The organism is Achromobacter sp. DMS1 (genome assembly GCF_001270295.1).
Window position 1 is genome coordinate 1 of sequence record NZ_LHSJ01000078.1, and the last position, 14,968, is coordinate 14,968.

The window sequence follows — 14,968 nt, forward strand, 5'->3', positions numbered from 1 at the left end:
GGGCGTTTTCTGGATGCCGTGAACCGCCGCCGGGATCGCCGGCCGCCGGGATCGCCGGCCGCCGGATCGCCGGCCGCCGGACTGCCGGATCTGGCGAATCGCGGTTACGTCTGGTCAGATCGGCGCGCCTCCCCATGAGATAATCGCGGCCATGGATATGACCTCTCGAATGACGTCGCACTTTCGCGACGCCATGGCAGTCTTCGAACAAAGCACGGACGTCCTGGCCGAACCGCTGGCCGTGGCGGTGGACCTGCTCTTCGGCGCCCTGGCGAACAATGGCAGGATTCTGGCCTGCGGCAATGGCGGCTCGGCCGCCGACGCGCAGCATTTCGTGGCCGAGCTGGTCGGCCGCTTCGAGCGCGAGCGCCTGCCCCTGGCCGGCATCGCCCTCAATACCGACACCTCCATCCTCACGGCCGTGGGCAACGACTACGGCTTCGACGACATCTACGAGCGCCAGGTCAACGCGCTAGGGCAGCCGGGCGACGTGCTGGTGGCCATTTCCACCAGCGGCAACTCGCCCAACGTGGTCAAGGCCATGGAGGCCGCCCACGAGCGCGAAATGCATGTCATCGCCCTGACGGGCAAGGGCGGCGGCGTCATGGGGGAACTCATTACGCCCATGGACGTCCATCTCTGCGTGCCCCACGATCGCACCATGCGCATCCAGGAAGTCCATATTCTGCTGCTGCACGCCCTGTGCGACGGCATCGACGCCCTTCTGCTTGGAGACACCGAATGATTCCCGACGCCAGAACCGCTGTCCGCCCGCTGCTCATGGCCGCCCTCCTGGCCTCGGCCGGCCTGTCGCTGTCGGCGTGCGCCCCGCTCGTGGTGGGCGGCGCCGCCGCCACCACCGCCGTGGTGGTCACCGACCGGCGCACTTCCGGCGTGCAGCTCGAAGACCAGAACATCGCCTTCAAGGCCGAAAGCCAGATTTCGCAGAAGCTAGGCGAAACGGCCCGCGTCAACGCCATGGCCTACGCCGGCCGCCTCCTGCTCACGGGCGACGTGCCCAGCGAGGCCGCCAAGAGCCAGGCCACCGCCATCGCGCAGGGCATCGAGAACGTAAAAGAGGTCATCAACCAGCTCAACGTCGGCCCGATCGCCTCGTTCGGCGCGCGTTCCAACGACACCTGGCTCACCTCCAAGGTGAAGACCGCGCTGTTGAACACCAAGTACGTGCCCTCCGGCACCATCGCCGTCACCACCGACCACGGCGTGGTCTACCTGATGGGCAAGGTGACCCAGACCGAAAGCGAGTACGCCGCCAACGCGGCCGCCGAGGTGGGCGGCGTGGCCAAGGTTGTTAAACTTTTCGAGATCATCAGTCGCGAGGAAGCCATCCGGCTTTCGAACACCAGCGGTTCGCAGTCGTCGCAGTCCGGCGCCTCGGACACCCGCGCGCCCGTCGAGAACGGCGCGGGCGCCCAGGATGCGCCGGCCGGCGGCGGCGTGGAAGTCATGCCCATCAAATGAAAAAAGCCATCATCGCCCTGGCCGTCCTGGTGGCGGCCGGCATCGGCGCCTGGTTCGTGTGGCGCCCGGCCCCGGCCGCCCCCGACGTGAGCTTCACCACCCTGGAAGGCAAGACCTTCTCGCTGCAGGACCTGCGCGGCAAAGTGGTGCTGGTGAAGTTCTGGGCCACGAGCTGCGTAACCTGCGTGAAACAGATGCCGCAGACCATTTCGGCCTACAACGAATTCGCGCCCAAGGGCTACGAAGCCGTGGCGGTCGCCATGAACTACGACCCGCCCAACTACGTGCTGAATTTCGCCCAGAGCCGCAAGCTGCCGTTCCCGGTGGCCCTGGATACCAAGGGCGACATCGCGCGCGCCTTCGGCAACATCCGGCTCACACCCACGGCTTTCCTCATCGACAAGCACGGGCGCATCATCAAGCGTTATCTGGGCGACTACGACGTCGCCGAATTCCACGCCACGGTGGAAAAGGCGCTGGCCGCCGGCTGATCCGTCCCGCAGCGCCTGCCGGACTGGCGGGGCAGGAAAAGGGGGCCTTCGAGGCCCCCTTTCCATGGACGAGAACGGGACGCCGCGCCCGCTGCCGCAGCGTCAGAAGGCCGGCACCACCGCGCCCTTGTATTTTTCCTGGATGAATTTCTTCACCTCGGGCGTGTGCAGCGCCTTGACCAGCTTCTGCACGCCGGGATCGTTCCGGTTGTCGGCCCGGGTGACCACGATGTTGGCATAGGGCGAATCGGAGCCTTCGATGAAGAGGGCGTCCTTGGTGGGCACCAGTCCGGCCTCGAGCGCGTAGTTGGTATTGATGAGCGCCAGGTCCAGGTCGTCGAGCGAGCGGGGCAGCATGGCCGCTTCCAGCTCGCGGAACTTCAGCTTCTTGGGATTTTCGACCACGTCGGCCGCGGTCGACAGGATGTTCGACGGATCCTTCAGCTTGATGAGCCCCTGTTTCTGCAGCAGGATCAGCGCGCGTCCGCCATTGGACGGGTCGTTGGGAATGCCCACCGTGGCGCCCTGCTTCAGCTCGGAAATGTTCTTGATCTTCCTGGAATAGCCGCCGAAGGGCTCGACGTGCACCGCCACCACGGGCACCAGGCCGGTCTTGCGATCTTTGTTGAAGGAGTCCAGGTAGGGCTTGTGCTGGAAGAAATTGGCGTCGAGCTGCTTGTCGGCCAGCTGCAGGTTGGGCTGGACGTAATCGCTGAACACCTTGATGTCCAGTTCCACGCCTTCCTTGGCGAGCCCCGGCTTGACGACTTCCAGGATCTCCGCGTGCGGCACCTGGGTGGCGCCCACGACCAGCTTTTCGGCATGGGCGGCGCCGGCGAGAAAAACCGACGCCAGCAGGACGGAGCGGACGAAATTCAAACGCATGTGTTGCCTCTCGATCGTTGTAAAAATAAGGGCATGCGCCCCCTCGGCGCCCGGGCCGGCTGGCGGTTCCGGGCCTCCTGTTGCGAAAACGCCCCCAATTTACCTGAATGGCATTTATTTGTCGGGCATAAACGAATGGGTTTAAAGCATAAGGAACGCGCGGGTACTACAATTGGCCGTATGCTTGCGCCCGCGCGTGTCCACGCGTCCTGAGCGCAGGCATTTTTTCTAACTTTGCCGTTTCCCATTTTGCCGACTTAGCTGCCATGACCGACACCCCCGACCCTGCCGCCGTTTCGTCTCCCGCCGTCAAAGCCGCCGTGCTGTCCGAGGCGTTGCCGTATATCCGACGATTTCACGGCAAGACCATCGTGGTGAAGTACGGCGGCAACGCCATGACGGAAGAGCGGCTGCAACGCAGCTTCGCCCACGACGTGGTGCTGCTGAAGCTGGTGGGCCTGAATCCGGTGGTGGTGCATGGCGGCGGTCCGCAGATCGATGACGCGCTGCGCCGCATCGGCAAGCAGGGCACGTTCGTGCAGGGCATGCGCGTGACCGACGCCGAAACCATGGAAGTCGTCGAATGGGTGCTGGGCGGACAGGTCCAGCAGGACATCGTCATGATGATCAACGAGGTCGGCGGCAAGGCCGTGGGCCTGACCGGCAAGGACGGCGGTCTGATCCAGGCGCGCAAGAAGCTCATGGACAACAAGGAGAACCCCGCCGAGCCGCTCGACATCGGCTTCGTGGGCGACATCACCACCGTCGAGCCCGCCGTGGTGAAGGCGCTGCAGGACGACCAGTTCATCCCCGTCATTTCGCCGATCGGCTATGGCGAGGACGGCACCGCCTACAACATCAACGCCGACGTGGTCGCCGGCAAGATGGCCGAAGTGCTGGGCGCGGAAAAGCTGCTCATGCTGACCAACACCCCGGGCGTGCTGGACAAGAGCGGCAAGCTGCTGCGCAGCCTGTCGGCCCAGACCATCGACGAACTGTTCGCCGACGGCACCATCTCGGGCGGCATGCTGCCCAAGATCTCTTCGGCCCTGGACGCCGCCAAGAACGGCGTGAACTCGGTGCACATCGTCGACGGCCGCGTGCCGCACTGCCTGCTGCTCGAAATCCTCACCGACCAGGGCGTGGGCACGATGATCAGCTCGCATTGATCGTGCCGGCCCCCGAAGCACCGCATGGAGGATGGCGCATTGCGCCATAGACGGCTGATGCGGACTGAGCGCCAGCTGCAGCGGCCCGCGGCGCGCGTGCGGCGGTCCCGCCGGACCGCCACGCAGAACGACGGGCTGCTGTGGCTGTTCGACCTGGACAATACGCTGCACGACACCTCGCACGCGATCTTCCCGCGCATCGACCAGGGCATGACGCTGGCCGTGGCCGAAACGCTGGATGTGGACATCGACACGGCCAACCACCTGCGCCGCAAATACTGGATGCGCTACGGCGCCACCATGATCGGCCTGGTGCGCCACCACGGCGTGGACCCGCACGAATTCCTGCACCGCAGCCACGACTTCGACGTGAACCCGCTGGTGCGCGCCGAAAAGGCGCTGGCCCACAAGCTGCGTCGGCTGCCCGGGCGCAAGGTGCTGCTGACCAATGCGCCGCTGCACTATGCGCGCGCGGTGCTGCGCCGCCTGGGCATCCTGCGCCAGTTCGACAGCATCTGGGCCATCGAGCACATGCGCCTGCATGGCGAGTACCGGCCCAAGCCCTCGCCCGCGCTGCTGCGCCACGTGCTGGCGCGCGAAGGCGTCTCGCCGCGCAACGCAGTGCTGGTCGAGGACACGCTGGCCAATCTGCGGGGCGCGCGCCGGGCCGGGCTGCGCACGGTGCACGTCTATCATCCGGGCACGCCGTTCGGCCGCGGCCGCGCGCAGCGTCCGGGCTACGTGGACTTGCGGGTAAACTGCGTCAGTGATTTGCTGTTGCGCCGGCGTCCCCTGCGGGGATAACGGCGGGTTTTCCCCTTCCCTCTGTCTGCCTGCGTAGCAATCCCCTTCCATGGCGAGCAAACCCGGCGAGCGCAAGACCCAGATTCTGCAAACCCTGGCCGAGATGCTGGAACAGCCTCACGCCAGCCGCATCACCACGGCCGCCCTGGCCGCCCGGCTGGAAGTCTCCGAAGCGGCGCTGTACCGGCACTTCGCGAGCAAGGCCCAGATGTTCGAGGGCCTGATCGAGTTCATCGAGAACAGCATCTTCACGCTGGTCAACCAGATCGCGGCGGCCGAGCCCCATGGACTGGCGCAGGCCCGGCAGACCGTGGCCATGCTGCTCGCCTTCTCCGAACGCAACCGCGGCATGACGCGCGTGCTCACCGGCGACGCGCTGGTCACCGAAGACAACCGGCTGCAGGAACGCATCAACCACATCAATGACCGCATTGAGGCGTCGCTGCGCCAGTCGCTGCGCACCGCCGTGACGGACGGCGGGCTGCCGCCGCACGCCAACGTGTCGGCCCACGCCAGCCTGCTCACCCATCTGGTGCTGGGCCGCTGGCTGCGCTATGCCCAGAGCGGCTGGCGCGTGGCGCCCACGCTGCACCTGGACGAACAGCTGCGCCTCGCGCTGGGATAGCCGTTCCGCTTCGCACATTTTGTGCATTTCATGCAACATTTATGCGCTTGCCGTGCCGGTGGAGCCGTGCGCATAATGCAAAACACGAAATCAGGACAAGCGCAATCCGTCCTATTCCTGATATCAATCAATACGGGTTTTCCTTAATGGCGTCACCATTTTGCTGTAGTTTCGACGTGCCGTACTGATTCCCAGGCAGACCTGGTGCCGCGGCGTGTCGTCAGACTGACCCCAACCGGAGAAGCATATGACCGCGCAAGCCGCAGTCCCTGCCCCGCAAGCCCCGCAAAAAATCAAAATACCCCTCGGCCTGATCGCCGGTTTCGCCGCCCTCATCATCGTCCTGCTGCTGCCGCTGCCCGCCGACCTGCCCGTCGCCGGGCACCGCATGCTGGCCATCCTGGTGTTTGCCGTGGTGGTCTGGATTACCGAGGCCGTGTCGTACGAAGCCAGCGCCATCATGATCACCACGCTGATGGCGTTCCTGCTCGGCACGGCGCCGAAAGTCGCGGACCCCAATACGCTCTACGGCACCTCGGCGGCCATCAGCATGGCCCTGACGGGCTTTGCCAACTCGGCGCTGGCGCTGGTGGCCGGCGCCCTGTTCATCGCCGCCGCGATGACCTTCACGGGGCTGGACCGCCGCATCGCGCTGGTGACGCTGTCCAAGATCGGCACCAGCACGCGGCGCATCCTGATCGGCGCCATCGCCGTCACCATCGTCCTCAGCCTGGTGGTGCCCAGCGCCACCGCGCGCAGCGCCGCCGTGGTGCCCATCATGATGGGCGTGATCGCGGCCTTCGGCGTGGACAAGCGCTCCAACATCGCCGCCGGCATCATGATCATCGTGGCCCAGGCCACCAGCATCTGGAACGTGGGCATCCAGACGGCTGCCGCGCAGAACCTGCTGACCGTGGGCTTCATGGACAAGATGCTGGGCCAGCGCGTGGCGTGGTCCGACTGGCTGATCGCCGGCGCACCGTGGTCGCTCATCATGTCGGTCGTGCTCATCATCGTGGTGCTGAAGATGCTGCCGCCCGAGAGCGACAACATCGAAGGCGGCAAGGAAGCGGTCGAACAGGAGCTGGCCGCCCTGGGTCCCATGACGCCCGCGCAGAAGCGCCTCATGGGCGTGTCCATCCTGCTGCTGCTCTTCTGGGCAACGGAAGGCAAGCTGCACAGCTTCGATACGACTTCCACCACCTACTTCGGGCTGGTGCTGCTGCTGCTGCCGCGCTTCGGCGTGATGACGTGGAAAGACGTGCAGACCCGCATACCGTGGGGCACCGTCATCGTGTTCGGCGTGGGCATCAGCCTGGGCACGGCGCTGCTCACCACGCAGGCCGGCCAATGGCTGGGCAACCAGGTGGTGCAGCACACCGGCCTGGACCACCTCGGCCCGCTGGCCATCTTCGCGATTCTCTCGGCCTTCCTCATCGTCATCCACCTGGGCTTTGCCAGCGCCACCGCGCTCACCTCGGCCATGCTGCCCATTCTGATCTCGGTGCTGGCCACGCTGCCGGGCGACTTCAGCCGGCTGGGCATGACCATGCTGCTGGGCTTCGTGGTGAGCTACGGCTTCATCCTGCCGATCAACGCGCCGCAGAACATGGTGTGCCTGGGCACCGAAACCTTCAACGCCAAGCAGTTCGCCAAGGTCGGCATCGTGATCACCATCGTGGGCTACCTGCTGATGCTGGTCTTCGGCATGACGTACTGGCGCTGGCTGGGCTGGCTATGAACGGAGCGCGCGCCATGAAACTGCCGATCCCCCAGGCGCTGGAGTACGGCCGCCGCGTCCTGCTGGCCCAAGGCGCGCCCGACGACATTGCCCGCGTGGTGGCCGAACACCTGGTCGAGTCGGACCGCGTGGGCTACACCAGCCACGGGCTGTCCATTCTTTCGAGCTACCGGCGCACGCTGCAAAGCGGCCAGGTACGCGCCGACGGCAGGCCCGAACGCGTGAACGACCGGGGCGCCATGCTGGCCTACGACGGCCACATGGGGCTGGGCCAATACGTGGGCAAGGTGGTGATCGAGGACGCCATCGCGCGCACCCGCGAGCACGGCCAGTGCATCGTGACCCTGCGCAACAGCCATCACCTGGGCCGCATGGGCCACTACGGGGAGCTGGTGGCGGCGCAGGGGCTCATCCTGCTCGCGTTCACCAACGTCACCAACCGCCCGCCCACCGTCGCGCCCTTCGGCGGCGCGCGGGCATGCCTCACCACCAACCCGCTGTGCTTCGCCGGCCCGCTGCCGGGCGGCAGGCCGCCGTTCATCGTGGACATGGCGACCAGCTCCATCGCCGTGAACAAGGCGCGCGTGCTGGCGGCCAGGAACGAGCCGGCGCCCGCCGGCTCGCTCATCGACGCCCGGGGAAACCCGACCACCGATCCGCAAGCGCTGTTCACCGACCCGCCCGGCGCCCTGCTGCCTTTCGGCGGCCACAAGGGCTATGCGCTGGGCCTGGTGGCCGAACTGCTGGCCGGCGTGCTGTCGGGCGGGGGCACGATACAGCCCGAGCATCCGCGCAGCGGCGTGGTCACGAACAACCTCTTTGCCATCGTGCTGGACCCGCAGGTGGACTTCAACGCCGACTGGCGCACGCATGAAGTCGCGGCCTTCGTCGACTATCTGCAGGCCTGCCCGCCCCAGCCGGGCGTGGACCGGGTGCAGTATCCGGGCGAGTACGAGGCGCGCAACCGCGAGCTGAATGCCGACGCCCTGGACTTCGATGCGCCGATCTACGAGGGAATGAAGCGCCTGGCCGCCGAGCTGGGCGTGCCTGACGCCCTGCCGTAGGGGTTAAGCGGGGGCCGGCCTCAGGTCTTTTCCGACCGGTGCCGGCTGATGCTCATCATGATCCCGAAGGCGATGCCCATGGTGAAGAGGGCCGTGCCGCCATAGCTCATGAAGGGCAGCGGCACGCCCACCACCGGCAGGATGCCGGTCACCATGCCGACGTTCACGAACACGTAGATGAACAGCATCATGGTGAGGGACCCGGCCAGCAGGCGTCCGAACTGGGACGTGGCCCGCGAGGCGATGGTCAGCCCGCGCGCCATGAGCAGGCCGTAGAGCACCAGGATGGCGATGCCGCCGTACAGCCCGAACTCCTCCGCGTACACCGCGAAGATGAAGTCGGTGGTGCGCTCGGGGATGAAATCCAGGTGGGTCTGGGTGCCCTTCATGTAGCCCTTGCCGTACACGCCTCCCGACCCCACCGCGATCATCGACTGGATGGTGTGAAAGCCCTTGCCCAGCGGATCCGAGCTCGGGTTGAGCAGGGTGCACACGCGGTGCTTCTGGTAATCGTGCAGCACCACCCAGTTGACGTCCGGCTCGCAGAGCTGGTCTTCGTAGTACACCAGCGTGCCGATGCCGATGATGCCGGCCAGCATGACGGGCACCAGCAGCTTGAACGACAGGCCCGCGAAATAGATCACGAAGAAGCCCGCGCCGAACACCAGCAGGGCGGTTCCCAGGTCGGGCTGCAGGACGATGAGCCCGAAAGGCGCGGCCAGCATGGCCGCGGCGGCCAGGAAGTCGCGGATGCGCACCGCGCCTTCGTGGCGCTGGAAGTACCAGGCCAGCATCATGGGCACAGCGATCTTCATCATTTCGGAGGGCTGGATGCGCGTCACGCCCAGGTTGAGCCAGCGCGTGGCGCCCTTGCTCGTCTCGCCGAAGAATTCCACCCCCAGCAGCAGCACCACGCCCACGATGTAGAACGGCAGGGCGAGCTTCATGAGGGTCTTGGGCGGAATCAGCGCCATCGTCCACATGGCGAAGAACGCAATCACGAAATTGCGCGCCTGCTCCGCGAAGCGCCAGTCGGTGCCGCCCACGGCCGAATGCATGACGGTCAGGCCCAGCCCCGCGAACATCAGCAGGATGGCCAGCAGCGGCCAGTCGAAGGCGGTGAATACGCGCGCCAGGATGAGGCCGATGCGCTTCATGGCTTGCTCCCTTCCTGGCGGGACGGCGCGGCCGAGGCCGCCTTGGCCGGCGGCGCGGGCGCGGCCGGCTGCGGAACCTGTCCCTGCCTGGCCAGCCAGTAATCGAACACCTTGCGCGCCACGGGCGCCGCCACGCTCGCGCCCCAGCCCGCGTTCTCGACGATGAGCGCCACGGCGATGCGCGGATGCTCGATGGGCGCGAAACCCATGAACAGGGCGTGGTCGCGCAGGCGCTCGTCGATGGCGCTGGCGCGGTAATGGCCTCCGCGCAGGCTGAACACCTGCGCCGTGCCGGTCTTGCCCGCCGCCTGGTAGGGCGCGTTGGCGAAGGCGCGCCGGGCCGTGCCCACGCGCACCACGTCGGCCATGGCGTTCTTGATCACGTCCACGTTGGCCTGCTTGAGCGGAATGCGGTAATCGGGCGCGGACTCGGTGGGCTTGACCTCGCCGCTGCGCGGATCGCGCACCGCGTGCACCAGGTGCGGGCGCCGGTACAGGCCGTTGTTGGCCAGCGTGGACGTGCCCTGCGCCAGCTGCAGCAGCGTGAAGGCGTTGTAACCCTGGCCCACCGCCACCGAAATGGTTTCGCCCGCGTACCAGCGCTGGCGGTCCTTGTCTTTATAGGCCTTGCGCTTCCACTCGGTGGAGGGCAGCACGCCGCGCCGCTCGCCTTCCAGGTCGATGCCGGTGATCTGGCCGAAGCCGAACTGCTTGGTGAAATCGTGCAGCGCGTTCACGCCGATTTCGGGCCCCAGCGAGTAGAAATACGTATCGGAAGACACGACGATGGCCTTGTGCATGTCGGTCATGCCGTAGGCGGCGCCGCCGGCGTTGCGGAACTTCTGGCCGCCGAACTCGAAGTAGCCCGGATCGGAAATACGGTCGGTGGCGCGGCGCTTGCCCAGCTCCAGCGCCGCCAGGCCCACGAAAGGCTTGTAGGTGGAGCCGATGGGATACGTGCCGTACAGCGGCCGGTTGATAAGGGGATGGTCCGGCGATTCGTTCAGCATGCGCCAGTTGTCCACGTCGATGCCGTCGACGAAAAGGTTGGGGTCGAAAGACGGCTGCGAGACGAAGGCCAGCACCTCGCCGGTATCGGGGTCGATCGCGACCAGCGCGCCGCGCTGGCCCTCGAACGCCTCCTCGGCCACCTTCTGCAGTCCCAGGTCGATGGACAGCATGATGTCCGACCCCGGAACCGGATCGATGCGCCGCAGCGTGCGCATGGGGCGGCCCCCAGCCGTCACCTCGACTTCTTCGAGGCCGGTGCGCCCGTGCAGCTGCTCTTCCCAGGTCTTTTCGATGCCCTTCTTGCCGATGACGTCGGTGCCGCGGTAGTTGCCCAACTGGCCGGCGCGCTCCAGCTCCTCGATGTCGCTGTCGGCGATGCGGCCGATATAGCCCACCACGTGCGCGGCCGAGGGCCCCTGCGGGTACTCGCGCACCCAGCGCGCGCGCAGCTCCACGCCGGGGAACTGGAAGGCGTGGGCGGCGAACCAGGCCGCTTCGGTGTCATTCAGGTTATTGCGCAACTGCAGGCTGGCGTAGCGGCTGGACTCGGCCGCGCGGCGCTTGAACCGGCGCTGGTCGGCCGGGCTGATGTACACCACCTCGGTCAGGCGCTTGAAGAGTTCGTCGAGATTGCCCGCCTGCGCGGGCACGACCTCCAGCGTATAGGTGCGGTAGTTGCGCGCCAGCACCTCGCCGTTGCGGTCGAGGATTTCGCCGCGCCGCGGCGGAATGGGCACCACGGCGATGCGGTTGCGGTCGGCCCGCTCCGACAGTCCTTCGTAGCGCTCCACCTGCAGGTACCAGAACCGGCCCACCAGCACGCCGAAGCAGGCCAGCGCGAAAATGCCGCCCACCCAGGCGCGAAGCCGGAAACGCTGCTTCTGCTGCTGGCCGGTTTTCTTGAACTCGAACATGCGCGCGGCCGCCCTCAGGCGGAGGAGGATTCGGCGTCGTCGGCGCCCCGCTGGGGCAGGTGCAGCACCCAGCCGGCCAGCGGCCAGATGACCGCGGTGAGCGCCACGCCGACCGTCCATTCCCAACCCGGCCACTTGCCGGCCAGCCAGGCGTGGATGATCTGGGTGACGAAGCGGGCCAGGAAGAACACCGGCAGCATGTGCATGGCCTGGCTCCAGAGGTCGAAGCGCTGCAGGCGCCGGTGCAGCGCCACGGCGCCGTAGGCCGCCAGGGTGTACGAAAGCGCGTGCTCGCCCAGCAGGCCGGCGTCGTGGACATCCATGAGCAGGCCGAAGCAGAACGCCGTGAACAGGCCGACCCGGCGCGGCTCATGCACGCACCAGAAGGCGATGATGAGCACCAGCACGTCGGGCGCGCCCTGCCACAACCGCCACGGCAGCAGCGACACGAGCCATACCAGCAGGATGGTGCCCCACACGAAAACGCCGTGCGCCGGCCCGGACAGGCGCTCGGGCTGCACATTGCTGGGCATGCCCAGGCGCCTGGGCTGCGCCTGCGACGGATTATTCCGATCCATTGCCTTCGGCCTCCTGGCGGTCGGTTTGCGCGCGCTCGACGTCCACCTGCAGCACGAGGAAGTGGCGGTAGCGTTCGGGGTGGACCAGCGGCTCGCACAGGGCCCGCGCGAAACCCGACGCGGTGTCGCGCTCGACGGCTGTCACCTTGGCCACCGGCAGGCCGGCGGGAAACAGGCCGCCCACGCCGCTGGTGACGATGGTGTCGCCTTCCTTGATGTCGGCGTTGGCCGCCAGATAGCGCACTTCCATCTTGCCCGGCGAATTGCCGCCGAAGGCGATGAGCCGCAGGCCGTTGCGCAGTAGCTGCACGGGGATGGACACCTGCTCGTCGGTGACCAGGGCGGCCTCGGCCGTCATGGGCGTGACGCGCACGATCTGGCCCACCACGCCGCCTTCGTCGATGACCGGCATGCCCGGCGCCAGGCCGGCCTTGCTGCCCTTGTTGAACACCAGACGCTGGTTGAAGGCGTTGGTGGGCTCGTACAGCACCTCGACCACCACGGCCGACTGGGCCACGGTGTCGGTCACGCCCAGCAGGCGCCGCAACTGCGAGTTCTCGGCGGCAAGCTGCGCCGCGTGAGTGGCCACCTGCGCCAACTCGATGCGCTGGCGCTGCAGCGCCTCGTTCTCGGTGCGGATGAGGTTGGCGGCGTTGACCCACTCGTTGACCTGCTGGACCAGGTCGCGCGGGGCCATCACGGCGCGCTGGAACGGATAGAGGGCCACGGATATCGCCCGGCGCGCCGGCTCCAGCATGCGCCATTGGGAATCGAGGACGATGAGCGCCAGAGCCAGGACGACCAGGACGGCCAGCCTCACCTCCGCGGGTGGGCCGCGCCTGAATAGGGGGGGAGTCCCTTGTCGTTGCATGAATCTCAGCCCGGGCGCCCGCGCCCGCCGCCCCCGCCGGGGCCGCAGCCCGAAGCAGGCGGGGCTCCGTGCCGGCGGGCGGACTTAGTCGTTGATGAAGATGGCGCCCAGTTTCTCAAGATGCTCGAGCGCCTCGCCGCAGCCGCGCACCACGCAGGTGAGCGGATCGTCAGCCACCACCACCGGCAGGCCGGTTTCTTCCTGGAGCAGGCGGTCGAGGTCGCGCAGCAGCGCGCCGCCGCCGGTCAGGGCGATGCCCTTGTCGGTGATGTCGGCGCCAAGCTCGGGCGGCGTCTGTTCCAGGGCGATCTTCACGGCGGAGACGATCTGGTTCAGGGGATCGGTGAGCGATTCGAGGATCTCGTTGGAGGACACCGTGAAGCTGCGCGGCACGCCTTCGGCAAGGTTGCGGCCCTTGACCTCGATTTCGCGGACCTCCGAGCCCGGGAAGGCCGAGCCGATTTCCTTCTTGATGAGTTCGGCGGTGGGCTCGCCGATCAGCATGCCGTAGTTGCGGCGGATGTAGTTGACGATGGCCTCGTCGAACTTGTCGCCGCCGACGCGCACCGAGCCCTTGTAGACCATGCCGCCCAGCGAGATGACGGCCACCTCGGTGGTGCCGCCGCCGATATCCACCACCATGGAGCCGCTGGCGTCGGAGACGGCCAGGCCGGCGCCGATGGCGGCCGCCATGGGCTCCTCGATGAGGAACACGTGGGACGCGCCCGCGCCCAGCGCCGATTCGCGGATGGCCCGGCGCTCGACCTGGGTGGAGCCGCAGGGAACGCACACGATGATGCGCGGGCTGGGGGCCAGCATGTTGCGGGGGTGCACCATGCGGATGAACTGCTTGAGCATTTGCTCGGTAACGGTGAAGTCGGCGATGACGCCGTCTTTCATGGGCCGGATGGCCTCGATGTTGCCGGGCACGCGGCCGAGCATCTGCTTGGCTTCGTGGCCCACGGCCTGGATGATCTTCTTGCCGTGAGGCCCGCCTTCATGACGGATTGCGACCACGGAGGGCTCGTCGAGCACGATGCCCTTGCCACGGACGTAGATCAGCGTGTTGGCGGTACCGAGGTCGATCGCCATATCGCTGGAGAAATAACTGCGCAGGAATCCGAACATGGGAGCTCAGCTGAATTCTGGGGGGAACGGGAATCTGGGCCGTGGGGCGTGTGGCCCGCTTCGGAACCGGACGCCGGGCGGGCGCGCCAGGTCTTCACGGCGATTAAACCGTGAATCATAACTTATAATTTCCGAGGAAATAGCGCATAAATCCAGGCTATTCAAGCTTTGTAACGGGTTGGGCGCGTGCATACTGCCCCCTCCCGCCCTTCGGCCTTCGCTACTCGATTTGCAATCCCCATGGCGCTCAACGACACAGATGTGGCCCGCATTGCCCGGCTGGCCAGAATCGAACTGACCCCCGACCAGCGCGCAGTCGCGCAGGCCGAACTGAACGGCATCCTCCACCTCATCGAACGGCTCCAGTCCGTGGACACCCAGGGCGTGGAGCCGCTGGCCCACCCGCTCTCGGCGCACGAGGACATCGCCCTGCGCCTGCGCGAAGACGCCGTGACGGAACCCTCCTCGGAAGCGCGGCGCCAGGAGCTCCTGGCCAACGCCCCCGAAGCCCAGGACGGCCTGTTCCTGGTTCCCAAGGTGATCGAATAAGTCATGACCAAACTCGCCCTGCACACCGAATTCGGGGACATCGCCGGCCTGCGCGCCGCGCTGGCCCAACGCAAGGTCAGCGCCGTCGAGCTGGCGCAGAGCAGCCTCGCGGCCGCCGAGGCGGCGCGCGACCTGAATGCCTTCTTACATATTGATGCCGAATTGACGCTGGCCCAGGCCCGCGCCGCCGACGAGGCCCTGGCCGCCGGCAACGCCGGCCCCCTGGCGGGCATTCCCATCGCCCACAAAGACGCCTTCGTCACGCGCGGCTGGCGCACCACCGCGGGCAGCAAGATGCTCGAAGGCTACCTCAGCCCGTTCGACGCCGCCGTGGTCGAGCGCCTGCAGGCCGCCGGCGCAGTTTCCATCGGCAAGCTCAACTGCGACGAGTTCGCCATGGGCTCGGGCAACGAGAACTCCGCCTACGGCCCCGTGAAAAACCCCTGGGATCCGGCCGCCGTGCCGGGCGGCTCCTCGGGCGGCTCGGCCGCCGCCGTGG

At 67.0% G+C, this 14,968-nt stretch carries 16 protein-coding genes; 10 read left to right on the forward strand and 6 right to left on the reverse strand.

All coding sequences use genetic code 11. The features are described from left to right. Positions 1 to 151: 151 nt before the first annotated feature. Genes AD428_RS11260 through AD428_RS11270 form a run of 3 tightly spaced genes read left to right on the forward strand, consistent with a single transcriptional unit; the run spans position 152 to position 1,973 of the window. Entirely contained in the window at positions 152 to 745 is a 594-nt protein-coding gene (locus AD428_RS11260; protein WP_053245218.1) for a phosphoheptose isomerase, read from the forward strand. After that, the gene (locus AD428_RS11265; RefSeq protein ID WP_053245219.1) at positions 742 to 1,482 is read left to right on the forward strand and encodes a BON domain-containing protein; all 741 of its coding nucleotides are present in this window, start codon (positions 742 to 744) and stop codon (positions 1,480 to 1,482) included. The genes AD428_RS11260 and AD428_RS11265 overlap by 4 nt, the downstream gene beginning before the upstream one ends. Beyond that, positions 1,479 to 1,973: a peroxiredoxin family protein gene (locus tag AD428_RS11270; RefSeq protein ID WP_053245220.1), complete on the forward strand. Its 495-nt coding sequence runs from the start codon at positions 1,479 to 1,481 to the stop codon at positions 1,971 to 1,973. The genes AD428_RS11265 and AD428_RS11270 overlap by 4 nt, the downstream gene beginning before the upstream one ends. Positions 1,974 to 2,075: 102 nt before the next feature. Here AD428_RS11270 and AD428_RS11275 read toward each other — a convergent pair whose 3' ends face one another. After that, positions 2,076 to 2,858 (reverse strand): MetQ/NlpA family ABC transporter substrate-binding protein, encoded by a 783-nt coding sequence (locus tag AD428_RS11275; RefSeq protein WP_053245221.1) that lies wholly within the window; start codon positions 2,856 to 2,858, stop codon positions 2,076 to 2,078. Between the two features lie 266 nt (positions 2,859 to 3,124). On the opposite strand from AD428_RS11275, the gene argB reads away from it, so the two are divergent. From argB to AD428_RS11300, 5 genes are all read left to right on the forward strand, one after another. Beyond that, entirely contained in the window at positions 3,125 to 4,027 is a 903-nt protein-coding gene (gene argB, locus AD428_RS11280) for an acetylglutamate kinase (protein WP_053245222.1), read from the forward strand. 57 nt (positions 4,028 to 4,084) lie between these two features. Then, complete coding sequence (locus tag AD428_RS11285; protein ID WP_053245223.1) at positions 4,085 to 4,831, forward strand: pyrimidine 5'-nucleotidase; 747 nt, start codon at positions 4,085 to 4,087, stop codon at positions 4,829 to 4,831. A gap of 49 nt (positions 4,832 to 4,880) precedes the next feature. Next, the gene (slmA, locus tag AD428_RS11290; protein ID WP_053245224.1) at positions 4,881 to 5,456 is read left to right on the forward strand and encodes a nucleoid occlusion factor SlmA; all 576 of its coding nucleotides are present in this window, start codon (positions 4,881 to 4,883) and stop codon (positions 5,454 to 5,456) included. A 247-nt stretch (positions 5,457 to 5,703) separates the two neighbouring features. Beyond that, the gene (locus AD428_RS11295; protein ID WP_053245225.1) at positions 5,704 to 7,197 is read left to right on the forward strand and encodes a DASS family sodium-coupled anion symporter; all 1,494 of its coding nucleotides are present in this window, start codon (positions 5,704 to 5,706) and stop codon (positions 7,195 to 7,197) included. Positions 7,198 to 7,211: 14 nt separating this feature from the next. Next, positions 7,212 to 8,261: an Ldh family oxidoreductase gene (locus AD428_RS11300; protein ID WP_053245231.1), complete on the forward strand. Its 1,050-nt coding sequence runs from the start codon at positions 7,212 to 7,214 to the stop codon at positions 8,259 to 8,261. A 20-nt stretch (positions 8,262 to 8,281) separates the two neighbouring features. On the opposite strand, the gene rodA is transcribed toward AD428_RS11300, so the two are convergent. From rodA to AD428_RS11325, 5 genes are all read right to left on the reverse strand, one after another. Continuing rightward, positions 8,282 to 9,418: a rod shape-determining protein RodA gene (rodA, locus tag AD428_RS11305; protein ID WP_053245226.1), complete on the reverse strand. Its 1,137-nt coding sequence runs from the start codon at positions 9,416 to 9,418 to the stop codon at positions 8,282 to 8,284. Further along, a complete protein-coding gene (gene mrdA / locus AD428_RS11310; protein WP_053245227.1) occupies positions 9,415 to 11,343 on the reverse strand; it encodes a penicillin-binding protein 2 in 1,929 nt (642 codons plus the stop codon). The genes rodA and mrdA overlap by 4 nt, the downstream gene beginning before the upstream one ends. Positions 11,344 to 11,357: 14 nt before the next feature. Beyond that, complete coding sequence (gene mreD, locus AD428_RS11315) at positions 11,358 to 11,921, reverse strand: rod shape-determining protein MreD (protein WP_053245228.1); 564 nt, start codon at positions 11,919 to 11,921, stop codon at positions 11,358 to 11,360. Beyond that, positions 11,908 to 12,792: a rod shape-determining protein MreC gene (gene mreC / locus AD428_RS11320; protein WP_053245229.1), complete on the reverse strand. Its 885-nt coding sequence runs from the start codon at positions 12,790 to 12,792 to the stop codon at positions 11,908 to 11,910. The genes mreD and mreC overlap by 14 nt, the downstream gene beginning before the upstream one ends. Before the next feature lie 84 nt (positions 12,793 to 12,876). Next, positions 12,877 to 13,920 carry a rod shape-determining protein gene (locus AD428_RS11325; protein WP_006216320.1) on the reverse strand — a complete coding sequence of 348 codons (1,044 nt, stop codon included), beginning with the start codon at positions 13,918 to 13,920 and terminating at the stop codon, positions 12,877 to 12,879. 240 nt (positions 13,921 to 14,160) lie between these two features. On the opposite strand from AD428_RS11325, the gene gatC reads away from it, so the two are divergent. Next, positions 14,161 to 14,469 carry an Asp-tRNA(Asn)/Glu-tRNA(Gln) amidotransferase subunit GatC gene (gene gatC / locus AD428_RS11330; protein ID WP_053245230.1) on the forward strand — a complete coding sequence of 103 codons (309 nt, stop codon included), beginning with the start codon at positions 14,161 to 14,163 and terminating at the stop codon, positions 14,467 to 14,469. A 3-nt stretch (positions 14,470 to 14,472) separates the two neighbouring features. Next, on the forward strand, positions 14,473 to 14,968 hold a 496-nt coding region (locus tag AD428_RS11335), incomplete at its 3' end, for an amidase family protein (protein ID WP_255352217.1).

Excerpts from the sequence above, each read along its gene's own strand:
- mreC (WP_053245229.1), bottom strand. The coding sequence starts at position 12,792 with ATGCAACGACAAGGGACTCCCCCCCTATTCAGGCGCGGCCCACCCGCG.
- AD428_RS11300 (WP_053245231.1), top strand. The coding sequence starts at position 7,212 with ATGAAACTGCCGATCCCCCAGGCGCTGGAGTACGGCCGCCGCGTCCTG.
- AD428_RS11270 (WP_053245220.1), top strand. The coding sequence starts at position 1,479 with ATGAAAAAAGCCATCATCGCCCTGGCCGTCCTGGTGGCGGCCGGCATC.
- mrdA (WP_053245227.1), bottom strand. The coding sequence starts at position 11,343 with ATGTTCGAGTTCAAGAAAACCGGCCAGCAGCAGAAGCAGCGTTTCCGG.
- mreD (WP_053245228.1), bottom strand. The coding sequence starts at position 11,921 with ATGGATCGGAATAATCCGTCGCAGGCGCAGCCCAGGCGCCTGGGCATG.
- AD428_RS11265 (WP_053245219.1), top strand. The coding sequence starts at position 742 with ATGATTCCCGACGCCAGAACCGCTGTCCGCCCGCTGCTCATGGCCGCC.
- AD428_RS11295 (WP_053245225.1), top strand. The coding sequence starts at position 5,704 with ATGACCGCGCAAGCCGCAGTCCCTGCCCCGCAAGCCCCGCAAAAAATC.
- argB (WP_053245222.1), top strand. The coding sequence starts at position 3,125 with ATGACCGACACCCCCGACCCTGCCGCCGTTTCGTCTCCCGCCGTCAAA.
- gatC (WP_053245230.1), top strand. The coding sequence starts at position 14,161 with ATGGCGCTCAACGACACAGATGTGGCCCGCATTGCCCGGCTGGCCAGA.
- AD428_RS11285 (WP_053245223.1), top strand. The coding sequence starts at position 4,085 with ATGCGGACTGAGCGCCAGCTGCAGCGGCCCGCGGCGCGCGTGCGGCGG.
- AD428_RS11275 (WP_053245221.1), bottom strand. The coding sequence starts at position 2,858 with ATGCGTTTGAATTTCGTCCGCTCCGTCCTGCTGGCGTCGGTTTTTCTC.
- AD428_RS11260 (WP_053245218.1), top strand. The coding sequence starts at position 152 with ATGGATATGACCTCTCGAATGACGTCGCACTTTCGCGACGCCATGGCA.
- rodA (WP_053245226.1), bottom strand. The coding sequence starts at position 9,418 with ATGAAGCGCATCGGCCTCATCCTGGCGCGCGTATTCACCGCCTTCGAC.
- AD428_RS11325 (WP_006216320.1), bottom strand. The coding sequence starts at position 13,920 with ATGTTCGGATTCCTGCGCAGTTATTTCTCCAGCGATATGGCGATCGAC.
- slmA (WP_053245224.1), top strand. The coding sequence starts at position 4,881 with ATGGCGAGCAAACCCGGCGAGCGCAAGACCCAGATTCTGCAAACCCTG.